Origin of the sequence: Paraliobacillus sp. PM-2, assembly GCF_001368815.1 — a bacterium.
Taxonomy (GTDB): domain Bacteria; phylum Bacillota; class Bacilli; order Bacillales; family Amphibacillaceae; genus Paraliobacillus.
The window spans coordinates 1-17,812 of sequence record NZ_CTEI01000002.1 but is presented as its reverse complement, the minus strand read 5'-3'; the positions used below and the strand labels follow the sequence as shown (position 1 = coordinate 17,812).

Genomic DNA, 17,812 nt, shown 5'->3' with positions numbered 1-17,812 from the left:
CCAACTTGTACATATTATTCATAGGAGGTGTGAACATGAATGATAAGCATGTAAACAAAACAGATCACTTGAACACTGAAGATGCAGAGGTAGCTTTTAAGGAAATAAAGAACGATTTACAAAACGATAGACAGGCTAAAAACGCAAGAGCTACATCAATGCTTGATAAGGAATATCCAAGAATAAATACGGATAACCTGTGAAAAATCCATTAAGAGGTGCAAAAACTCGTGTTAGTTTTGCGCTACTTATGACCTATTATACCTAACACGAGGATCTTTCCCTGATCCTCGTAGATTTAGATAAACACGATCTATAAACGATTCTTCATCATATCCTCTTAATGATACTTTTAACAAATCATTCGGTTGGACCCAAAAATCATTTATATTTCTATACCGTTCATTACTTATGTCTGTTTGTTTATGTATTGGAGGTTTACTATCAGGTATAAATTTAATAGTTGCTTGGTTACCACCAAATTCCCAATATGCTGTTTGTCCCCACTTTGTCTTATAACTATCTTCAGGACTTTTAACACCATACCAAACAGCTGTATCACTTTCTTCATAATTGACTGCTTCATAAGATATTCCTACATCAAAGTAACGATCTGTACCTAAATCATTTATTACAGATGTTGCTGATTCTCTTGGATAACTTCTTCTTAATACATTTTGAGTGATCATAGTTAAATTATTTGTATTAAGACCACTTGATAAAGAAAATTCTCCACCTTTATGACTTTTATTATTAAATGAAAAAGGCAATATCAAAGGAGTATAAACGATTCTATTTCCCACTTCTTTTACTATATATAATTTGTATGATGCTTGTTCACTTTGATCAGGAAACAGTTCATTGATTGGTAAATAGGAAGCCCAATTGACATCTTCATACTCAAAGTTACAATCCGATCCTTTTTTGTTATATTCTCCACTCGGACATTTGTTGTATATGCCATCACCTTGATTATTGTATTCTAAATCTTCCGTTGCATCTCTGTTTCCTTCTTCGGTGTTATAAATAAAAGTTTTTCCTATATCTCTATCACCTGTAACTTTTTTAGCAACTATATAAGTATTATGATTAGTAGATGTGTGGTGCGTATATCCCATTAAAACAGACCAACCATGAAACTTCACGTATGGTTGCGTACCTTTTCCTAAGTCTAAATTAACAATTTCAAAACCGCCATTTACATATTTATCTTTATACACATCATAAACGATTTTTTTTCCAGACGTTTCAGAATAGGTTTTTTTAGCGTATATATTATTCCAATTGTTTTTTACATCACTAGGAACATTATAAGGATAATCAGCCCCATATGTTGTTAGTCCCAAAGAAAGAATAATTGGGACTAACAACATAAGTGAAAAGAGTATTTTTTTATAAAATTGCATCTTATACAACACCTATCTTTAACCGTTTTTAATCATTTTTGTATTTTTTTATATACCACCAATACAATCCTCCTGTGATTCCGACGATCAGTATTAAAACTAGAAACCATATTCCCCAAAGTGGATTATCTATTTTTGAAGACTGTTCACTTGCAAGAGAATTTGTTGTACTTTTTACTGCATCATCTGTTTCAGAAACAATATCTTCATTTTTTGAATTACCCTTAACTTCTTCCAATTCATTCTGTTTTTCTTCCTGCATACTATCATTTTTTGTATCTTCATCTTCGTTTTTATCAGAATTTCCTTGATTAGAATCATTTACTAGATTATTTGATTCCGTTTTTTCACTTGACTGATCTCTACTTTCATTTTTATTTGAATCATTAGTACTTTGAGTAGAGGAATCCTCATTTGCTGAATCGGGTTCTGGCTCCGGTTTTGGCTCTGGCTTTGGTTCCGGTTCAGGATCTGGCTCCGGATCGGGTTTTGGCTCTGGCTTTGGCTCTGGCTCCGGCTCTGGCTTTGGCTCTGGCTCCGGCTCTGGCTTTGGCTCTGGCTCCGGCTCTGGCTTTGGCTCTGGCTCCGGCTCTGGCTCGGGATCTGGCTTTGGTTTATTCTTCTTAATATAGACAGTTAAATTTGATTCACCATCTTTAACCTTCGGTGTGCCTACAACAAATACCTGACCATTTTTCGTTACACGAGAGGTCACAGCACCAATAATAGAAAATGTGTCAGTATCGGCATAATAATAACCTTCAACTAATTCATTACAAGCACCACTCGCTTGCGCTTTATTCCACCAATCATGCTTATCCGATTCAATAGTCATTACACATTCTTCATTTAAACTATCATTAGCTGAAATACCGTTTGGGAAAAACACCATTAAGCACGTTACAAAAACACTCAATTTAATCACTTTAGATAAATTCAACATAATTTTCTTCACTCCTAATAAATTTAACTTTAATAACTCTTTATCAACTAGCTAATTGTCAAATGATTCCTTAGAAACATTCTTTTGTTTCTATAATTCTCCTTGTTTTTAGTTTAGTTCCAAGTACAATTCATCACTTTCCTTGTTTATGAATTTTCCCTCTCATTCTATTTTCAGCAAAAAAATAGCGCTCTTTAGAAAATAGAGAGTTGATCACAAAATGTGCTAACCCCTATGTTCCAAAGAACGCTAATATCATTGATATACCCGCTAACCTATGTCGGTTGCATAAAAATAAAAGTAAGATTGAATAAATCTATTATACCATATTTTTAACAATATACTAGTTTCTTATGGAAATTAAGGAAGAAAATTAGCGAAAATACTCATATACAACTACTCGTTCTATGTCCTTACCTTCTCCGGCAAAATAACGTGGACTTTTAATGGACGCAGCTAGAAGAATAGCAGGCCCATTTAACCTTTCTGTCACATCATAACGATTGTTTTCGTAAGTAAAAGGAAATGAAGCATTGTTATCGTCGATAAATATAGGTTCATATAAGAAAAGGGAACTTTGGTTTGGTCCTGCACCCCTTTATGATTTGGACTCATACCTATCACTGTTTCAAAGCACATATGAGCTTTGATTGAAAAAAAATAATATACGTCTTGCTGTAGGCGGACCGAATCCTGAATTTAATCGTGATCTCTATTGATCAAATCCGGAATAAAAATTTGACCATTTTTTTCTTTCTTCAATAATGTTTGAAGCAGCGTTCTTGATAAATCACTTGCTTTATATGGTTTTAAGAAATAATCACAAGCACCTAGTTCAAGACTTTTCTTCTGCTCTTCTAGTGCAGAAGAAATAATTATTGGAATATCACTATATGGTTCTTCCTTATTCTTTAATTCACGCATGAAATCCCAGCCATCCATTTCACCAGATTCAAGATTTAAATCAAGCACGATAGCATGTGGTAGATCGTCCTTTAATTGCTGTAATGCTTCAGTTGCTTTGGTAAAATGGCGGACAAAGAATTTATTTTCTCGCAACTCATGTTCAATCAGACCTGCAAGACTACGATCATCCTCAATAATAAATATTTTATACGCCTCATTTTCTTTTGTGCCTTTAATTGGATCGGTAACATTCGATATGGTATCAACCAATGGTAGCTTAATAGTGAACGTACTTCCTTTTCCGTATTCTGTGGAGACGAAAACATCACCATTATGCGCGTGACTAATCTCTTTTACAATTGAAAGTCCTAAACCTGTGCCGCCAATTGCTCTACGATCTGAATTGTCTACGCGATAAAATTTTGAAAACAGTTTATTTAATGCCTCTTTAGGAATTCCTAAACCTTCATCTTTAATCTCCGTTTTAATATAATCTTCCTCTTGATAAAGATGAATGGACACCTTTCCACCATCTGGACTGTACTTTATCGCATTGCTGATAAGATTTGTGAATAATTGCTCAAGTTTATCCTTGTCACCAAGTACGGTTGTATAGCTCGTATCAACGTCGATTTCAAAACGGTGGTCTGTCATATTGACCTGTTGTGTTTCCATTACCTTTTCGATTATTTCTATCAAATCAATATATTTTTTTTCATACGTCTGCTTTCCAGCTTCCATTCGTTGAACATCAAGAAAGTCATTGATCAAGGTAGTTAGGCGTTTTGTTTCTTGATAGATGGTTGATAAATATTTCTTTTGTTTTTCTGGTTTTAATTCTCGATTCAACATTAATTCAGTGTAGCCATATATACTCGCAAGTGGCGTACGCAATTCATGACTTACAGTACTAACAAACTCTGATTTCATTTGATCGATCTCAGCTTCTTTTGTAATATCTCTATGAACAAAAATGGTCCCAATCTTTTCTCCTTCATGGAACAAGCTGTTTGCATATACTTGATAAACTTTATTTGTATTAATTAATTTGTACGTATATGTTTCGTCTGTATCCACTGCTTCTATTGCTCTAGAAAAGAATGATATTAATTCATCTTTTTCTTGAACATAGTTTTCCATTTCTTGTGCCCAACTATCCATGGATGTGTCGACAATTCCTTTATTCCAATTTTTGCACTCAAATATTTCACATAGCTTATGATTTACTTGAATTGTTTTCCCCTCGACATCTACTAATTGTATCCCTTCCAGAACTGTATTAAGGATATCTTGATTTCGCTTTCGGTCTTCTTCTGTTTGATCATACATTTGTATATTTTCCAATGAAATTGAAATTTGTTTTGCAAACCCTTGATACTCTTCAAATTTATCTTCCGGAAATGGTGATCCATAGCGACTCAGGACAAGCATAGCAACAACTTCATCTTCAATATCCAAGATCGGAAGATATAAATCATAAGCATAGCTTTTTGCTTCATGAAACCCCTTTTCCTCCTGAACTAATTCCCGTTTAACAGTAAAACTTTCTTTATACCGTACTAACTTTTCATTTTGACCATTATCTAAATTTTGAAGAAATTGTTTCTCTCCATCCTTTGATACACCATAAGAAGCAAAATTTTCTTCATGTAGAAAGCAAATAATTCCTTGATCTGCCTCTGTTATTTTACACATATTCACGATTATATCTTGTAAGACTGTTTGTTTATTAAGAGAATTCGAAATACCTTTCACAAACTCATTTCGATGTTTTAAGTTATTCTCACTTCGCCTTAAATTAGACAAAGTACTTTCCAGTTCAACCTGTTGCACTTCCAGCTCATCTTGCTGTGCTATCAACTCTTCATTTTGACCAAGCAAATCTTGTTCCTTTTCTTGAAGTGATGTAACCATCTTTTTAAAAGCTACCGATAATTTACCTAATTCATCCTCTCGATTATTAATGATGTTGACATCAGCATCTCCTCCAGCTGCAATTTCATTTGCAACCTCGGCAAACTCACTTAATGGCTTACCAACGTTTTTAAACATAATCCGTGTCATCCGAAACAAGATAAGCATAATACCTAATAGATAGATTCCTACAATAATTAAAATATAGCTATTTCGTTGAACAAGTAATTCATAATTCGATTCTATCCGATTATCAATTTCATGACGGTAATTTCGAATGTCATCTTGAAACGTGCTAAGTGTCTTGGTTGCACCTTGATTGGCCATTTGTTTTATTTCTTCTCTATTACCTTGTTCAAAATTAGTAATCGAATGAGGAACCAGTTCTGTATAATAATACGTTAGATATTCGGTAACATTATTACGAAAAATACGATCTGCTGGTGTGTTAGACACTTCTTGAAATTCTGTTAATAATGTGCGTATTTTTTCTTCTTGTTCGTAACCGCTCGCTTTTAGAGCTTCATTTTCAAAGGCGAAATATCCTCTGAAGTCTAAAAAAGCTTGATTAAAACGATTATCAATTTGTTTAATGATTGCTTCTTTATGTTCTAATAAATCATTTTTGTTATTATGGTACTGATTTAGTTGATGATAGCCATAAGCAATAACAAGAGCGCCAATTACTATAAATAGAAAAACACGAAGCATTAATCCAGCAAATTTTGCTGATAAACTGTGCTGTAGTTTATTTCTAATTTTCATTGATAATTTCCTCTACTTTATCTAACAAGCCTAACGGACTAAATGGTTTTGACATAAAATAATCTGCACCTATATCTAATATTTTTTCTTGCTCGAACTGTTGATTTTTGGCAGATAACATTAGAATTTTTACCTCTTGCTTAAGTGGATTTTTTCTAATGGTCTCTACTACTTCTATGCCTGTAACCTGTGGCATCATATAATCCAGAATTAGCAGGTCATAATCCTCTTCTTCGATTTTTTCTAATGCCTCTTTACCATCAACTGCTTCATCTATTTGATATCCCTCATCCTCCATTGTATCAACAATAAGCATTCGTAGGACTTCTTCATCCTCTGCTAAAAGGATCTTTTTCATGTTTTATTCCCCCGTAATTTCAACATTTTTGTATAGATCTTTCATGATATCATACGATTTTTTTAGATAAACAAAATAGTTATTTCTGTAGATAACATTTCTACTCAATCCTTTGTAATAAACGTTGAATTCTTGCTTGCAACTCAGTTACACTAAATGGTTTTGTTATATAATCATCAGCACCTAAAGATAAAGCTCGTGCAATATCATTTTCACCTTTACGACTTGTTAACATTAAGATATGAAAGTCATTGGCACGGTCCAATCCTTTTAACTTTTGCAAGACTTCCATTCCGTCCATAACAGGCATTACACCATCTAAAAGAATGAAATGCGTTCCTTGTATTTCATGACGCTTCTTTTCCATAAACTTCGAGCCGTCTTCAAAGACTTCAATATCTAATATCGCACGTTTTAACGTAATGTTATTTAGTATTTTTGTAAGGATCGTTCGAATAATAATGTCATCATCAATGATCGATATATACAACTTTTTCTTAACTGTATCTTTTGAAAAATCATTTGCTATTTCAACACGTGCTCTTCCCTTTTCCTTCGCTTTATATAGAGCTTGATCTGCTTTTTCAATTGCATCAGATAGTGGTATCTCCTCTTGAAAAACTGTAAAAAGTCCAGCTGAAAAGGTTAATGTAATCGCATGTCCCTTTTCTTCATGTTCAATCATTCCATAATCTTTTATCAATTTATTTATTTTTTCTTGAACTTCTTTATACGAAGTGTTTGAAAATATAATAACAAACTCTTCTCCACCATAACGAAAAATGGTATCCTCATTCGTGACATGCTTAGACAAAAACTGCGCAAAATGATGCAAAATTCGATCACCTGCTGAATGTCCATATGTATCATTAATTTTTTTAAAGTGATCAATATCAAGCATAACAATAGTAAACGGATTATTACGTACAGAGGCATTCTCTAGCTGTCGTTGATAAACAGCACTTAGCAACTTTCTATTATACACTTGTGTTAATTCATCGATTAAAACAGATTGATCAAATAAGCGCTTTCTTTGAAGATGGCGTGATACCCTGACTATAAATTCTTCCATATCAATCGGCTTGCCAATGAAGTCATCTGCTCCCATTTTAAAGGCATCTATTCGCTCTTTTCGTCCTTGCGAAGCACTCATGATCACTTTTGGAATAAACTGTTTTTCATTGTGTTCGTGAATATCTTGTAATATTTCAAATCCATTTTTGGCTGGAATATCGAGGTCGATTACTAAGCAGTCAGGCAATATATCAAAGTATTGGTTCGTTGCTTTTACCGGATCCGTATTAGCCAAAACCATGCAACCTTGTTCTTCTAAAGTATCCTTAAGCAGTATTAGCATAGATACATCATCATCTATTAAATGAATCAGTGGTGCTTTTTCATTTCGCTCAATGATCGGATTTAATTCTTCTGATACTTCCTGTTTGAAATTCTCATATTCATAGCTTAGCTGTAATAATGGATATAAATATTCGCTTAGCTCTGAATTGATCCACGTTTTTTCTTTCGATTCCTTAATGTCATCTAGTAAATCAGATGCTATGTGAAATAAACCGTCTAATTGTAAGGTTCCAGAAGTTCCTTTTATCGAGTGAAGAAATCGATTCACTTCCTCGTTCGGTATACTTTTTTGATTACCACTTTCAAACCATTCGATTGCTTGCTTTTTGATCTTATTAAATAACAACTGTTTGTATTTATCTAAATCCATCGAGGGCCCCCCTTTCACCCTAATCTATCATTCTAATATATCAACAAGTTAATGTTTAAAAGATTACCTTCTTTTTTACTAGTGTTTTACCTAATTATACCGTTATTTTTACACTATTTATAATAACATGTACTAATTAATTCTGCTTCCTTTTTTGTGATTATTATCTTATCGCATCCTTGCAAAGAAAATCAGAAAAAAGCCGATACCATTAACTGGTGTCGACTTTCATACATTGCTGAATGCTTACTACCCTTTCCATTCATCTACATAATCCTCTAGTACGTTTTTTAATTCTTCGCCAATTCGTAAGTAGGCTTCATCGTTTAAATTGGCAAGGGAAACTCGAATCGACCATGCTGGTGCTAAGAACCCTTCCCCACTTAACAATACAATGGAAGACTTTTCTGCCAAGCGATATAATATGTCTTCCGGGTTATAATTCTCAATAAGGTATGTTGTAAATCCCTCTTCATAGTGGTGATCACACCACAATTCCAAATCGATCTTTGTATAGTAATCAGCTTCGTTTGGTAAGTGTTTCTTTGGTAAACCAAGTCCTTCATATAATAACTGCATTCTGCGATGTAAAATAGCATTGGTTTTTTGTTTGTATGCATTATTGGTATCAAGCATCGAAAAAATGCAGAATAGCGCCATTTGTACTTGTTGTGGTGTCGATAATCCAGCAGTGTGGTTCATCGCAACATCCCTACTATCTGCTACCATTCGATCGATAAAGGTAAGCTTTTCCGGTTCCGATGTAAGCGAAGCGTATCTTTTATTCAAGACATCCTGTTCTTCTTCCGATAACGCGTTGATTAATTGATCATACACGTTGTTTCGATTGATTGCGACCGTTCCTAACCGCCACCCCGTTACACCATAATATTTTGAGAAAGAATAGACTCCAATCGTATTATATGGCAAGTCAGCCATTAGCGAACGAAACCCTTCAACAAAAGTGCCATACACATCATCGGAAATAATCATCAGGTTGGGATTATCTTTTTTTACAATTTGTACAATCTGTTCGATGGATTCCCTTTTTATTGCAACAGATGGCGGATTACTTGGGTTAACCAGAAAGAGTGCTTTGATGTCCTGATCTCTTAGCTTTTCTAATTCTTCCTCTGGGTATTGCCAGGTATGATTTCCTTGTTCATCTATAGCTGTTGCCTCTATCTTCACCAGTTCGTAATCATTGTATGGGAGCTCTGGAATCTCGATGTACGGTGGAAAGATTGGCACCATTACGGCTATTTTTGACCCTTTAGGTAATAAGTAATTTTTATATAGTGTCTCAAAAATATAACACATCGCTGCCGTTGCCCCTTCCACAGCAAATAAATCAAAGGAACCACACGAGGCATCGTCACCGCACATTTCTTTCATTAAAAAATCATGAACCACCTGTTCCGTTCTAACAAGCATTCGATCTGGATTAGGATAATGATCACCGATAATACCATCCACTAATTCATAAACCCATGCATCGGCCTCAAACTGTTTGTGAATGACTCCATAATCAACAATCTCTTGCAGCAACGGAATGCCTGGAACTTGCTGATTTTCCTTTACATATTTATTAAAACGCGCAGCAATTCCAACCCGACTAGGCATACCAGCCAAATCACCGTCATCCCAAACGCTTCTTGCTTCTGCTACCGCAAATTGTCCAAGTGCAAAAAAGGCTTCCCGCGGTGTAGCACAGGTCCAATTCGGATTTCCACGACCAGCATCTAACATCGATCTAGTCATTCTCTTCTTTCCTTTTGCCAGATCAATAAGCTTATCTTTTAATTCAAACGGACTTATTTTGTCTAACGCTTGACTTTGTTTTTTAAGTTCATCCATAAAAAGCCTCCTAAACAAACTGCTACCTTGATAACAAGAGTATTCCACAAATAATCTGGAATATAATTGCATGTATGTGTTTTTTGATATTAAAAGTTTTATAAAAATTCTTCAGGGGAATAGATTATTAAGAGCGAAATTAAAATCTACCATCTTCAAATGATAAGGAGGCTAAGTATTTTTTATTTAGGTTCAACAGTTAAACAGTTAAAAATCAATGCTTCTGACGGTAAGCTGGGTGGAGTTCTAGACATTTACTTTGATGATAAGTTTTGGACTGTTCGTTATTTAGTGGTTGACACAAGAAAATGGTTACCGGGGAAAAAAGTGTTGTTATCACCTGTCTCATTTGATTCTGTGGATATGGAGAATGGTTCGCTCCATGTATTAGCAACTACCGAAATGATTAAAAATGCACCGAACCAACATGAAGATGAACCAGTATCGAAACAAGCTGAAACGAAATTAATCAATTATTATGGTTGGCCTAACTATTCATTTGGATTAGGTGGATTAGCTGGACCATGGGGTGGTTACACCTACCCACAGGATTTAGTGGATGCACAGAATAGTGGATTATTACAAAATGACGTTAGCACAGATGATGCGATGGACCATCATTTAAGAAGTGTGAATGAAATAGACGGCAGCTTCTTTGGATATCGTGTTGAAGCTTCTGACGGTGAAATCGGTCATGTTTCAGATTTTGTGATAGACGATGAAAACTGGAAAATCTATTATATAGTCGTAAATACGAATGATCCATTAGCTAGTGATCATATTTTGCTATCAACTGATTGGATTAACAAGGTTGAATGGGCAAGCCAAAAAGTATTTATTGACCTCACGAAAGATCAATTCAAAGAAATAAAAGATTTTGATCCTAATGAACCAATCACTAGAGCATATGAGGAAAAATTATATAGCAAATTAGGTAAACCAAAGTATTGGGAACTATAAATCGTTCATTTAAATGTAAACAAAGGCTCTGACTAGGGTTCAGGGCCTTTGTTTTTTTGTTGATGGGTCTAACCCTAATATGTACAAGTGTCTAGGAAGAGGATCTGCATTCCCTAATCTCATTAGGGACTCCATATTTGATCAAACCCGTTCTTAATTGAATAGTCATAAAGTAAAATGATTTTCTTGTCTTTGTAATTTCTCATGTCATGCATCACATTAGCATCCTCGTCCTTATCAATCAATTCGTTATTCCTATCAATGATAGAATCAAGGAAATACCTTTTAGGAAGCTTGTCACTTTTCGATCCATTACACGTACTACAGGATAGAACAAGATTCCATATATGATCTGACTGAACAAATGACCATGGGATAAAATGATCGACATGCGTTTGCCTTTTCCCCTTAGATAAAGCCTTCCCACAATAGAAACAAAAATGTTTAAAGTGGTTCAACAACACCTTTTCAAAAGGCCGTAAAGTTGAACGCCTGGCGATCGTTTCAACCTTTCCAAGCAGATAATTGATACTTGGTACTTCGTTTAACTCCTCAATCATTTTTGCCATGTGGTAGTTAGTAAGATTCACAATTAGCCGCTGATAGTTCAACATAAAACGATGTACAGATGGATTTAATTTAAAGTAATCATGCTTATGGTCAAACGCGTAAAATTTCTCGCTTGTATCCCCATAGAGTGCACCAAAAACATTTTGTTTCATCGTAGACTTTACTTCAGAAACCATTTTAATTTGTATTTGTGCATCTATTTTATCAAAACTAAATTCAGCTGGTATTTGATACTTTGACTGAATCTCCTTGATAATTGTTACAACTCTTGCATTCTTACCTCTGTTTTGTTTAACCAAATTATGTTGAACGATGAGATTCCAATAAACCTTTGTAAAAGAATAAGCTAATTGATCATAGGTCAATTCAAAGTTATCATTAACTTGGTACAAGTTTTCTATCAACGCTTTAATGAGCGCATATTTGTAAGTAGATGACTTTGCAGATTTACTAGACAAAACCACCGTAAAAATACGCCAAATTTCTTCATCAGTTAGATAATGTCCTTTTAGTTCGCCTACTTTTAACTTGTGACTCATTCACTTACCTCTTGAAGAAAAATGCGCTTATCAAATCCTCCACGCTGATCTTTCTTATTAGCTCTCACCTGTTCTACTTCTTGAATACTTGAACCATTTAATTTGACTAGACCTTCAATCACTTCTAGTAAATCAGCCGCTTCTTCGATTATTTCTGAAGATGAATCTGCCGCAATTAATTCCTCTACCTCTTCTAGCAACTTCTTGTATAAACTATCACGATACGCTTCATCAGATAGAATCGTAGTTGTAATGGATTTTCCGTCTTTTTTAATAATTTCTGGTATTTTATCACGAACTAGCTTGTTGTAAGTTAGCATGAAGGACACCTCTATTTTGATATAGTAGAATACGGGCTTTGATGGAATTTGAATCTGTATGATATTGAACTAAGGCACAAGCACCTAAACTTTAGTACTATTAACCTACCCCTTCAAAACCCTAATTACCTTTCCATTAATCATGACATCAATTAGACTTTGTTAATATTTCTTGATGATAGAAGTGTTGTTATGGGCGTTTAACTTGAATTTCAGCCCCATAATTTTCAAACTTTCGTTTAACTATTGATAAATTCTTTGATAAAACAGGAATGAACTGTTCTTCTAATTGCTTAATTGCCTGAGTTGAGCGAGACCTTTTTCCTTTTAATTTTTTTGCTTCAATAACTCTGATAAAGTGCTCTTGATTATTTGGAGTTAAAATTATTCCATCAACTTCACATACAGATTTATTTTCTTCATTAATAAATCTAAGCGATCCAGTATAAATTATATACAATCCTCTATATTCCATTTCTTCTAAACTTTTAAAAATTGTATTTATTTCATGTTTACCATCTTTGTCATATGGATATAATTCACAAAATTTTTCATGCGCTTTTTTTACGTTTTCCTGAGCATTCTTGTTTCCGTTGACAATAATAAACGACTCACTTATGTCATGATAATTAAACTCACAAAAATAATCTTTAACCAGAATGTTTCTGAAAATATAGGTTATTAGCTTTTTTATTATTACTTCATGTGTTTCCCCATTGTTTACTTGTTTTTTTGCATGATTTTTGTAGCGTAAAAAGTCGATTGCAGCGTTATTAACAATCCTTAAAGTTTTTTTAATACGTGATAACCCTGCCAAACCTTCACTTATTGCATAAACTGTTCTATATTTTGAGTGATCAGGTGCATATACAATACCAACATGGCACTGACCGCCTAAATACTTTGATTTATTTAGTTCTTCTTGAAAAACATCTTTAGGGAAAAATTTCCTTTCGTTAACAAAGTAGGTTATGCTTAAATTAACATCTCTATCCCATGGTATAGAAACTTTTGACAGTTCTTTTTCCGATTGTAGAGGTGATTGATTTTCTCGTACCAATTCAGTAATACTTGATATAGAATTTGGCCAATTTGAACTTCCTTCAGATAAATCCTGAATCTGTTGATACAATTCCCTAGCTCGTTTTGCTCCGATTAAAATTGCGTTATTCTCTAAATATAATGTATCTTCTAACAAATCATTCATTCGATCAAATATACTCATTAAACCTGATATTTTTTTATTTACTTCATCCACAAAAAGCTTCTTATCAAATAATACATTTTGAAAATCTACTGAAATCGGAATATGAGAAAAATGGCTATCCATTACAATATAGGATACTTTTCTTAATTTTGAATATATTTCTAAGAATTGATTTGTTTTTAAATCAAGAATATTTTCTAATATCTCCTCACAAACAATTCTATATTTATTATATCTGTTTTCTCTCGAAAACAGATAAAGTGTATTCAACCACTGGACCTTATGAAAATCTGCATTCTCTATTATTTTATCCAGCAGATTTTTACTTTTACCTCTTAAACCTTTCCGAAATAGCGTTCTTATTCCTAAAGAGTTATTTTTCAACAAATGAAACCAAACTTTATTACTAGAGAAGGTATCTTTGAAATAACCCATATTACCATATAATACAATTAGTTGTAATAACTCAGCAGCTGTTACATTGATTATTTCATCTTCGTTTTTTTCCTTGTCTAATATTTCTCTAAAGTCTTTTTTAGAACCTAAGTTCATCCGACCTTCATCTTTCAAAAGATTTATTAACATAATTTGAAGTAGCACATATTCATATCGCGTATAGTGAGCTCCATTATGAATATAACGAATAGCACCTAGTTGATTGATAGTGTTTAAATGATGTTGTACATCTAAAGATTTGTCTTGAAATAACTCTGATGCAAGCCCATAAAATTTAGAATTAATTACACCTATCCCATTAATATTATACTCTATCATTAAAGTGGTAGTATTTGTCATTATTATTCACCTCATTATACTAAACATAACTTATCAATTTTATTAATTGCAAAAAACTGACTGCCAGTATTCTGACTTTATATTTATTTAGAGTACCTTTTAATATAAACAATTATTTTGGAAAAGAACTTTTAGAATAAACTCTACCCTTTCAACACCCCAATAACTTTCCCATTAATTACAACATCATTTGGAGTCATTTGAATGGGTTCATAATTCGTGTTTTCTGAAATAAGCAAGACAGTACTACCCATTGGCATGTACTTTTTCATGGTTGCTTCTTGATCAATTAATGCAATGACTATATCCCCATTTGATGCTGTTGTTTGACGATGCACAATGACAATATCACCTTTATCAATTCCGGCATTGATCATACTGTCACCTTTTACTTTTAGCGCAAAGGTTTGATTCTCTTGAATGATCCAATCATTTGGTAGCAACACACTTTCTTCAAAATGTTGAATTGCTTCGGTTGGTATACCTGCAGCCACATCACCAATAAGCGGTATGTTCAGATCAACCGCTTGATTGACAACTAATTCGGTTGCTGGATCAATAATTTCAATATTTGTTTCATCCTCTACGTCTTGTGCATAACGATACGTGCGATTATGTCGCAGATCATTGTATGTTCGTATATATTTCGTTTCTGGTAAAAATTGCGGTTGACATGGTGGGACATCATTCACTAGATCTCCATTTCGATCCATGATCTGTACTTCTAGTCCATCAGTAACGATACCGTATTGTACTTTTGGTTCTGCTTCCATATACGTTTTCAGCTGTGGCAATCCTTCTTCAATACCTAAACCAAAAGCTTTTACCTCAGCAAAAATATAAGGCATTTTTTCACCGTTTACTTCGACCGTAACAGCGATATCTACATAGCCTCGTCTAGAAAATTGCTGCACAGGATATTCTATTGTTATCAATTCTAATGGATAGCCAAATGACTGTACTAATTCTCTTAACAACCACTGGCGTACAGCTTCTTCTTTGGCATTCAAATCGACTAATTGATTGGTAAGTTGATAGTCTTGAATGGCAATAGACTGAAATGGTCGAATTGCTGAATCGCGCATCAGGCGAATTAATCGATTATCTATTTCCTTAATAAAAGGAGACGGCTTTTTAACAGATGACATATACAATAGATCATTTGCACGTGTCATTCCAACATAAAGAAGTTTACGTTCTTCAGAAAATAACATGTCTTCATCATCCATGTCTATTTGGGATGTATTCGGAATCACTTCATCATCCAAGTTGATTAAAAAGATGACTTTGAATTCTAGCCCCTTTATCGAATGCATGGTAATTAGTTTTACAGAATCATCACCAAACTTCGGTTCTTTCGTTTTTAATATTTGGCAAGGAATTCCTGCATGTTCAAGACTAGTTGCTGCACTCTCCATTATTCTGTTTTCTTTCGCAACCAAACAAATATCACGATAATCATAGTCATTATGTAATGCCTTTATTTCATCAATCAGGTAGTCTGTTTGTTGTTGGTTATTCTTAAAAAAGCGATAAATAGGGGCGTGTCCATGTCTATCGATTAAGGCTGGCTTTACAAAATCAACATTCCCTTTGATTTGCTCATCATGTTCAATCAGACCATAGGCTGCTTTAGAAATCTCTGTCGTTGTCCGATAGTTTTTTGATAAAGTACGCGCTTTCCCACTCATGTCATAACCAATCGTTGTATAAGGCCGTCCTTTACCAAGCCATGAGTGTGAATAAATACTTTGTGTATTATCAGCCACAAACATGATAGATGAATAACTTTTTTCTTGATAAATACATTTCAAGAATTTTAGTTGTACCTTAGTAAGATCTTGACTCTCATCAATAATGATATGTGTATATTTCTCATGCTCAACCTCTGATGCTTCCTGAAGTGCTAATTGATTCATCGTCATAAAATCAACCATACCTTCCGCAAGCAAGACCTGATCATATGTTTCTTTTAGTTGGTAAATAGCAGCACGAGTCTTCGAGTTTTTCGTTAATTTTTGTGGTGTGCCTTTCCCACCACTAGCTTGACCAATGCGATCCATTTCTTGATAGCTCGATTCATCAGGGATATCACAAGCTTTAATCCATGCAATTTCATTTAATAAAAAGCCACTATATTTCGGTGATAACAGTTTTATATCTTGATATTGTTCTTTTGTCATATGTATCGCTTTTTGGATTGCTTTACGTTGCAGTCCAGCATTTAAAATGTTGTAACTAACCTTATGTCGCATTTGGTATTTTTTAAAGAAAGAGTACATTAAACTATCTATATTACGAATGACAACTTCATTATTGGAGCCAAATAAATTCTGCCAATCCCCTTTTTCTTCATCTTCTAGCTTTTCATACTGGTATTGAATATATTTTAATAGTGTTTTATTAAAAGTAACAAGAAGAATATTATCATCTTCTTCATGACTATAATGATCTTGCAAGAATGCAATGCGACGAATAGCAACCGTTGTTTTTCCTGAACCAGCAACACCTTTAATTAACACATGTCCAGACGGCTCCAATTCCACAATCTTTCGTTGCTCTATGTTTAATCTCATACCGCTTCCCCTCCAACCAGTTTTAGCAAAGACGTATTTATGACAATGAATTATGTAATTTCTATTATACTGGTATTTTACCATAATTCGACAAGGGATGGGTTGTTTGGTGGGAATAGTTTGGGAGGAAAGTGTGAAAAATGGACTATTAATTGAAAATAGTCCATTTTTTTAGTGTTGAGTAATTGTTTTCATTACAATTCTAAAATAAGATTTTTAATTAATTATCACTTACCAAAGTCCGACCAATCATAGGATCGTTCTTTTTGCTTTCGTTCTTTCTCTTCTTTTTTACTTTCTACTTGCTTTTCTTTAATGAAACTCATTATATAGCCACAGTTATCACAAACATATTTATAGACTTCAGCATAGTTCGGATAATTATTTCGTTTATCTTCTGAGTACAACTTTAAATCAAGATCACCATTTAAGACAATGTCATCATGGTAAACATCGGTCCTTACATCCACATCGATGTCAACATTAATGTCTGCATTAAAGCTTCTGTTATGTACATCCACATTGTTATGTGCACTTGAGTAAATATCTAATTTTAAATCTAAATCGTAATATCCTTTTCTGAAATATGAACCGCTACAAACTAAGCACTTAATTTCACTCATCTCCTTTAATATTTTATTTAATATATATTTTAGGAATAGATTCTTATGATATAAAAACTGAGACCTTTACCTTGTCAAGGGCGGGAAGTTGGTTACCTCTAATTATTATATGTTATCGACAATTCTTGTGAATACAGTTATATCAGAGGATTTGCAGGCCCAAGTTTGTTGCCAAACGGATGCCACTGTGGATGCCATAGCCTTAAATGGTTGATCTAAATGGTAGAGATTGAAAAAGACTTAAAAATATCGTTATCTATGTTTTTAATGAAAACAAAATGCTTTAATATAATTACAATTAAAACAGAGTTATAAGCAGGTGAAATTTTTTCACCTGCTACTTT

The 17,812-nt window shown here is 33.8% G+C and carries 13 protein-coding genes; 2 read left to right on the top strand and 11 right to left on the bottom strand.

The genetic code is table 11. From position 1 onward, the window contains the following. Positions 1-35 precede the first annotated feature (35 nt). Complete coding sequence (locus BN1058_RS14330) at positions 36-203, top strand: hypothetical protein (RefSeq protein ID WP_176694483.1); 168 nt, start codon at positions 36-38, stop codon at positions 201-203. A gap of 45 nt (positions 204-248) precedes the next feature. Here the strand turns inward: BN1058_RS14330 and BN1058_RS08880 are convergent, their stop codons facing one another. The 6 genes from BN1058_RS08880 to aspD form a co-directional block, all read right to left on the bottom strand. Further along, entirely contained in the window at positions 249-1,406 is a 1,158-nt protein-coding gene (locus tag BN1058_RS08880) for a hypothetical protein (RefSeq protein WP_090856154.1), read from the bottom strand. Positions 1,407-1,434: 28 nt separating this feature from the next. Further along, positions 1,435-2,349, bottom strand: coding sequence for a hypothetical protein (locus BN1058_RS14325; RefSeq protein WP_176694482.1), 915 nt, complete (start codon positions 2,347-2,349; stop codon positions 1,435-1,437). Positions 2,350-3,048: 699 nt separating this feature from the next. Then, positions 3,049-5,934 carry an ATP-binding protein gene (locus tag BN1058_RS08870; protein WP_090856151.1) on the bottom strand — a complete coding sequence of 962 codons (2,886 nt, stop codon included), beginning with the start codon at positions 5,932-5,934 and terminating at the stop codon, positions 3,049-3,051. After that, positions 5,924-6,292: a response regulator transcription factor gene (locus BN1058_RS08865; protein WP_090856148.1), complete on the bottom strand. Its 369-nt coding sequence runs from the start codon at positions 6,290-6,292 to the stop codon at positions 5,924-5,926. Before BN1058_RS08865 ends, BN1058_RS08870 begins: the two co-directional genes overlap by 11 nt. A 100-nt stretch (positions 6,293-6,392) precedes the next feature. Further along, positions 6,393-8,021, bottom strand: coding sequence for a diguanylate cyclase (locus tag BN1058_RS08860; protein WP_090856143.1), 1,629 nt, complete (start codon positions 8,019-8,021; stop codon positions 6,393-6,395). Between the two features lie 249 nt (positions 8,022-8,270). Further along, positions 8,271-9,878, bottom strand: coding sequence for an aspartate 4-decarboxylase (gene aspD, locus BN1058_RS08855; RefSeq protein ID WP_090856140.1), 1,608 nt, complete (start codon positions 9,876-9,878; stop codon positions 8,271-8,273). Positions 9,879-10,037: 159 nt separating this feature from the next. Here aspD and BN1058_RS08850 point away from each other — a divergent pair, with 159 nt between their 5' ends. After that, positions 10,038-10,838, top strand: coding sequence for a PRC-barrel domain-containing protein (locus BN1058_RS08850; protein WP_090856138.1), 801 nt, complete (start codon positions 10,038-10,040; stop codon positions 10,836-10,838). A 122-nt stretch (positions 10,839-10,960) separates the two neighbouring features. Here the strand turns inward: BN1058_RS08850 and BN1058_RS08845 are convergent, their stop codons facing one another. The 5 genes from BN1058_RS08845 to BN1058_RS08825 form a co-directional block, all read right to left on the bottom strand. Continuing rightward, on the bottom strand, positions 10,961-11,947 hold the full coding sequence (locus BN1058_RS08845; protein ID WP_090856135.1) for an HNH endonuclease domain-containing protein: 987 nt from the start codon (positions 11,945-11,947) through the stop codon (positions 10,961-10,963). After that, positions 11,944-12,267, bottom strand: a complete 324-nt coding sequence (locus tag BN1058_RS08840) for a nucleoside triphosphate pyrophosphohydrolase (protein ID WP_090856132.1) — start codon at positions 12,265-12,267, stop codon at positions 11,944-11,946. Before BN1058_RS08840 ends, BN1058_RS08845 begins: the two co-directional genes overlap by 4 nt. 190 nt (positions 12,268-12,457) lie before the next feature. Continuing rightward, entirely contained in the window at positions 12,458-14,269 is a 1,812-nt protein-coding gene (locus BN1058_RS08835; protein ID WP_090856129.1) for a hypothetical protein, read from the bottom strand. 143 nt (positions 14,270-14,412) lie between these two features. Beyond that, positions 14,413-16,845 carry a transcriptional repressor LexA gene (gene lexA, locus BN1058_RS08830; RefSeq protein ID WP_090856125.1) on the bottom strand — a complete coding sequence of 811 codons (2,433 nt, stop codon included), beginning with the start codon at positions 16,843-16,845 and terminating at the stop codon, positions 14,413-14,415. A gap of 227 nt (positions 16,846-17,072) precedes the next feature. Continuing rightward, complete coding sequence (locus BN1058_RS08825; protein WP_141652137.1) at positions 17,073-17,468, bottom strand: hypothetical protein; 396 nt, start codon at positions 17,466-17,468, stop codon at positions 17,073-17,075. Positions 17,469-17,812: the final 344 nt, after the last annotated feature.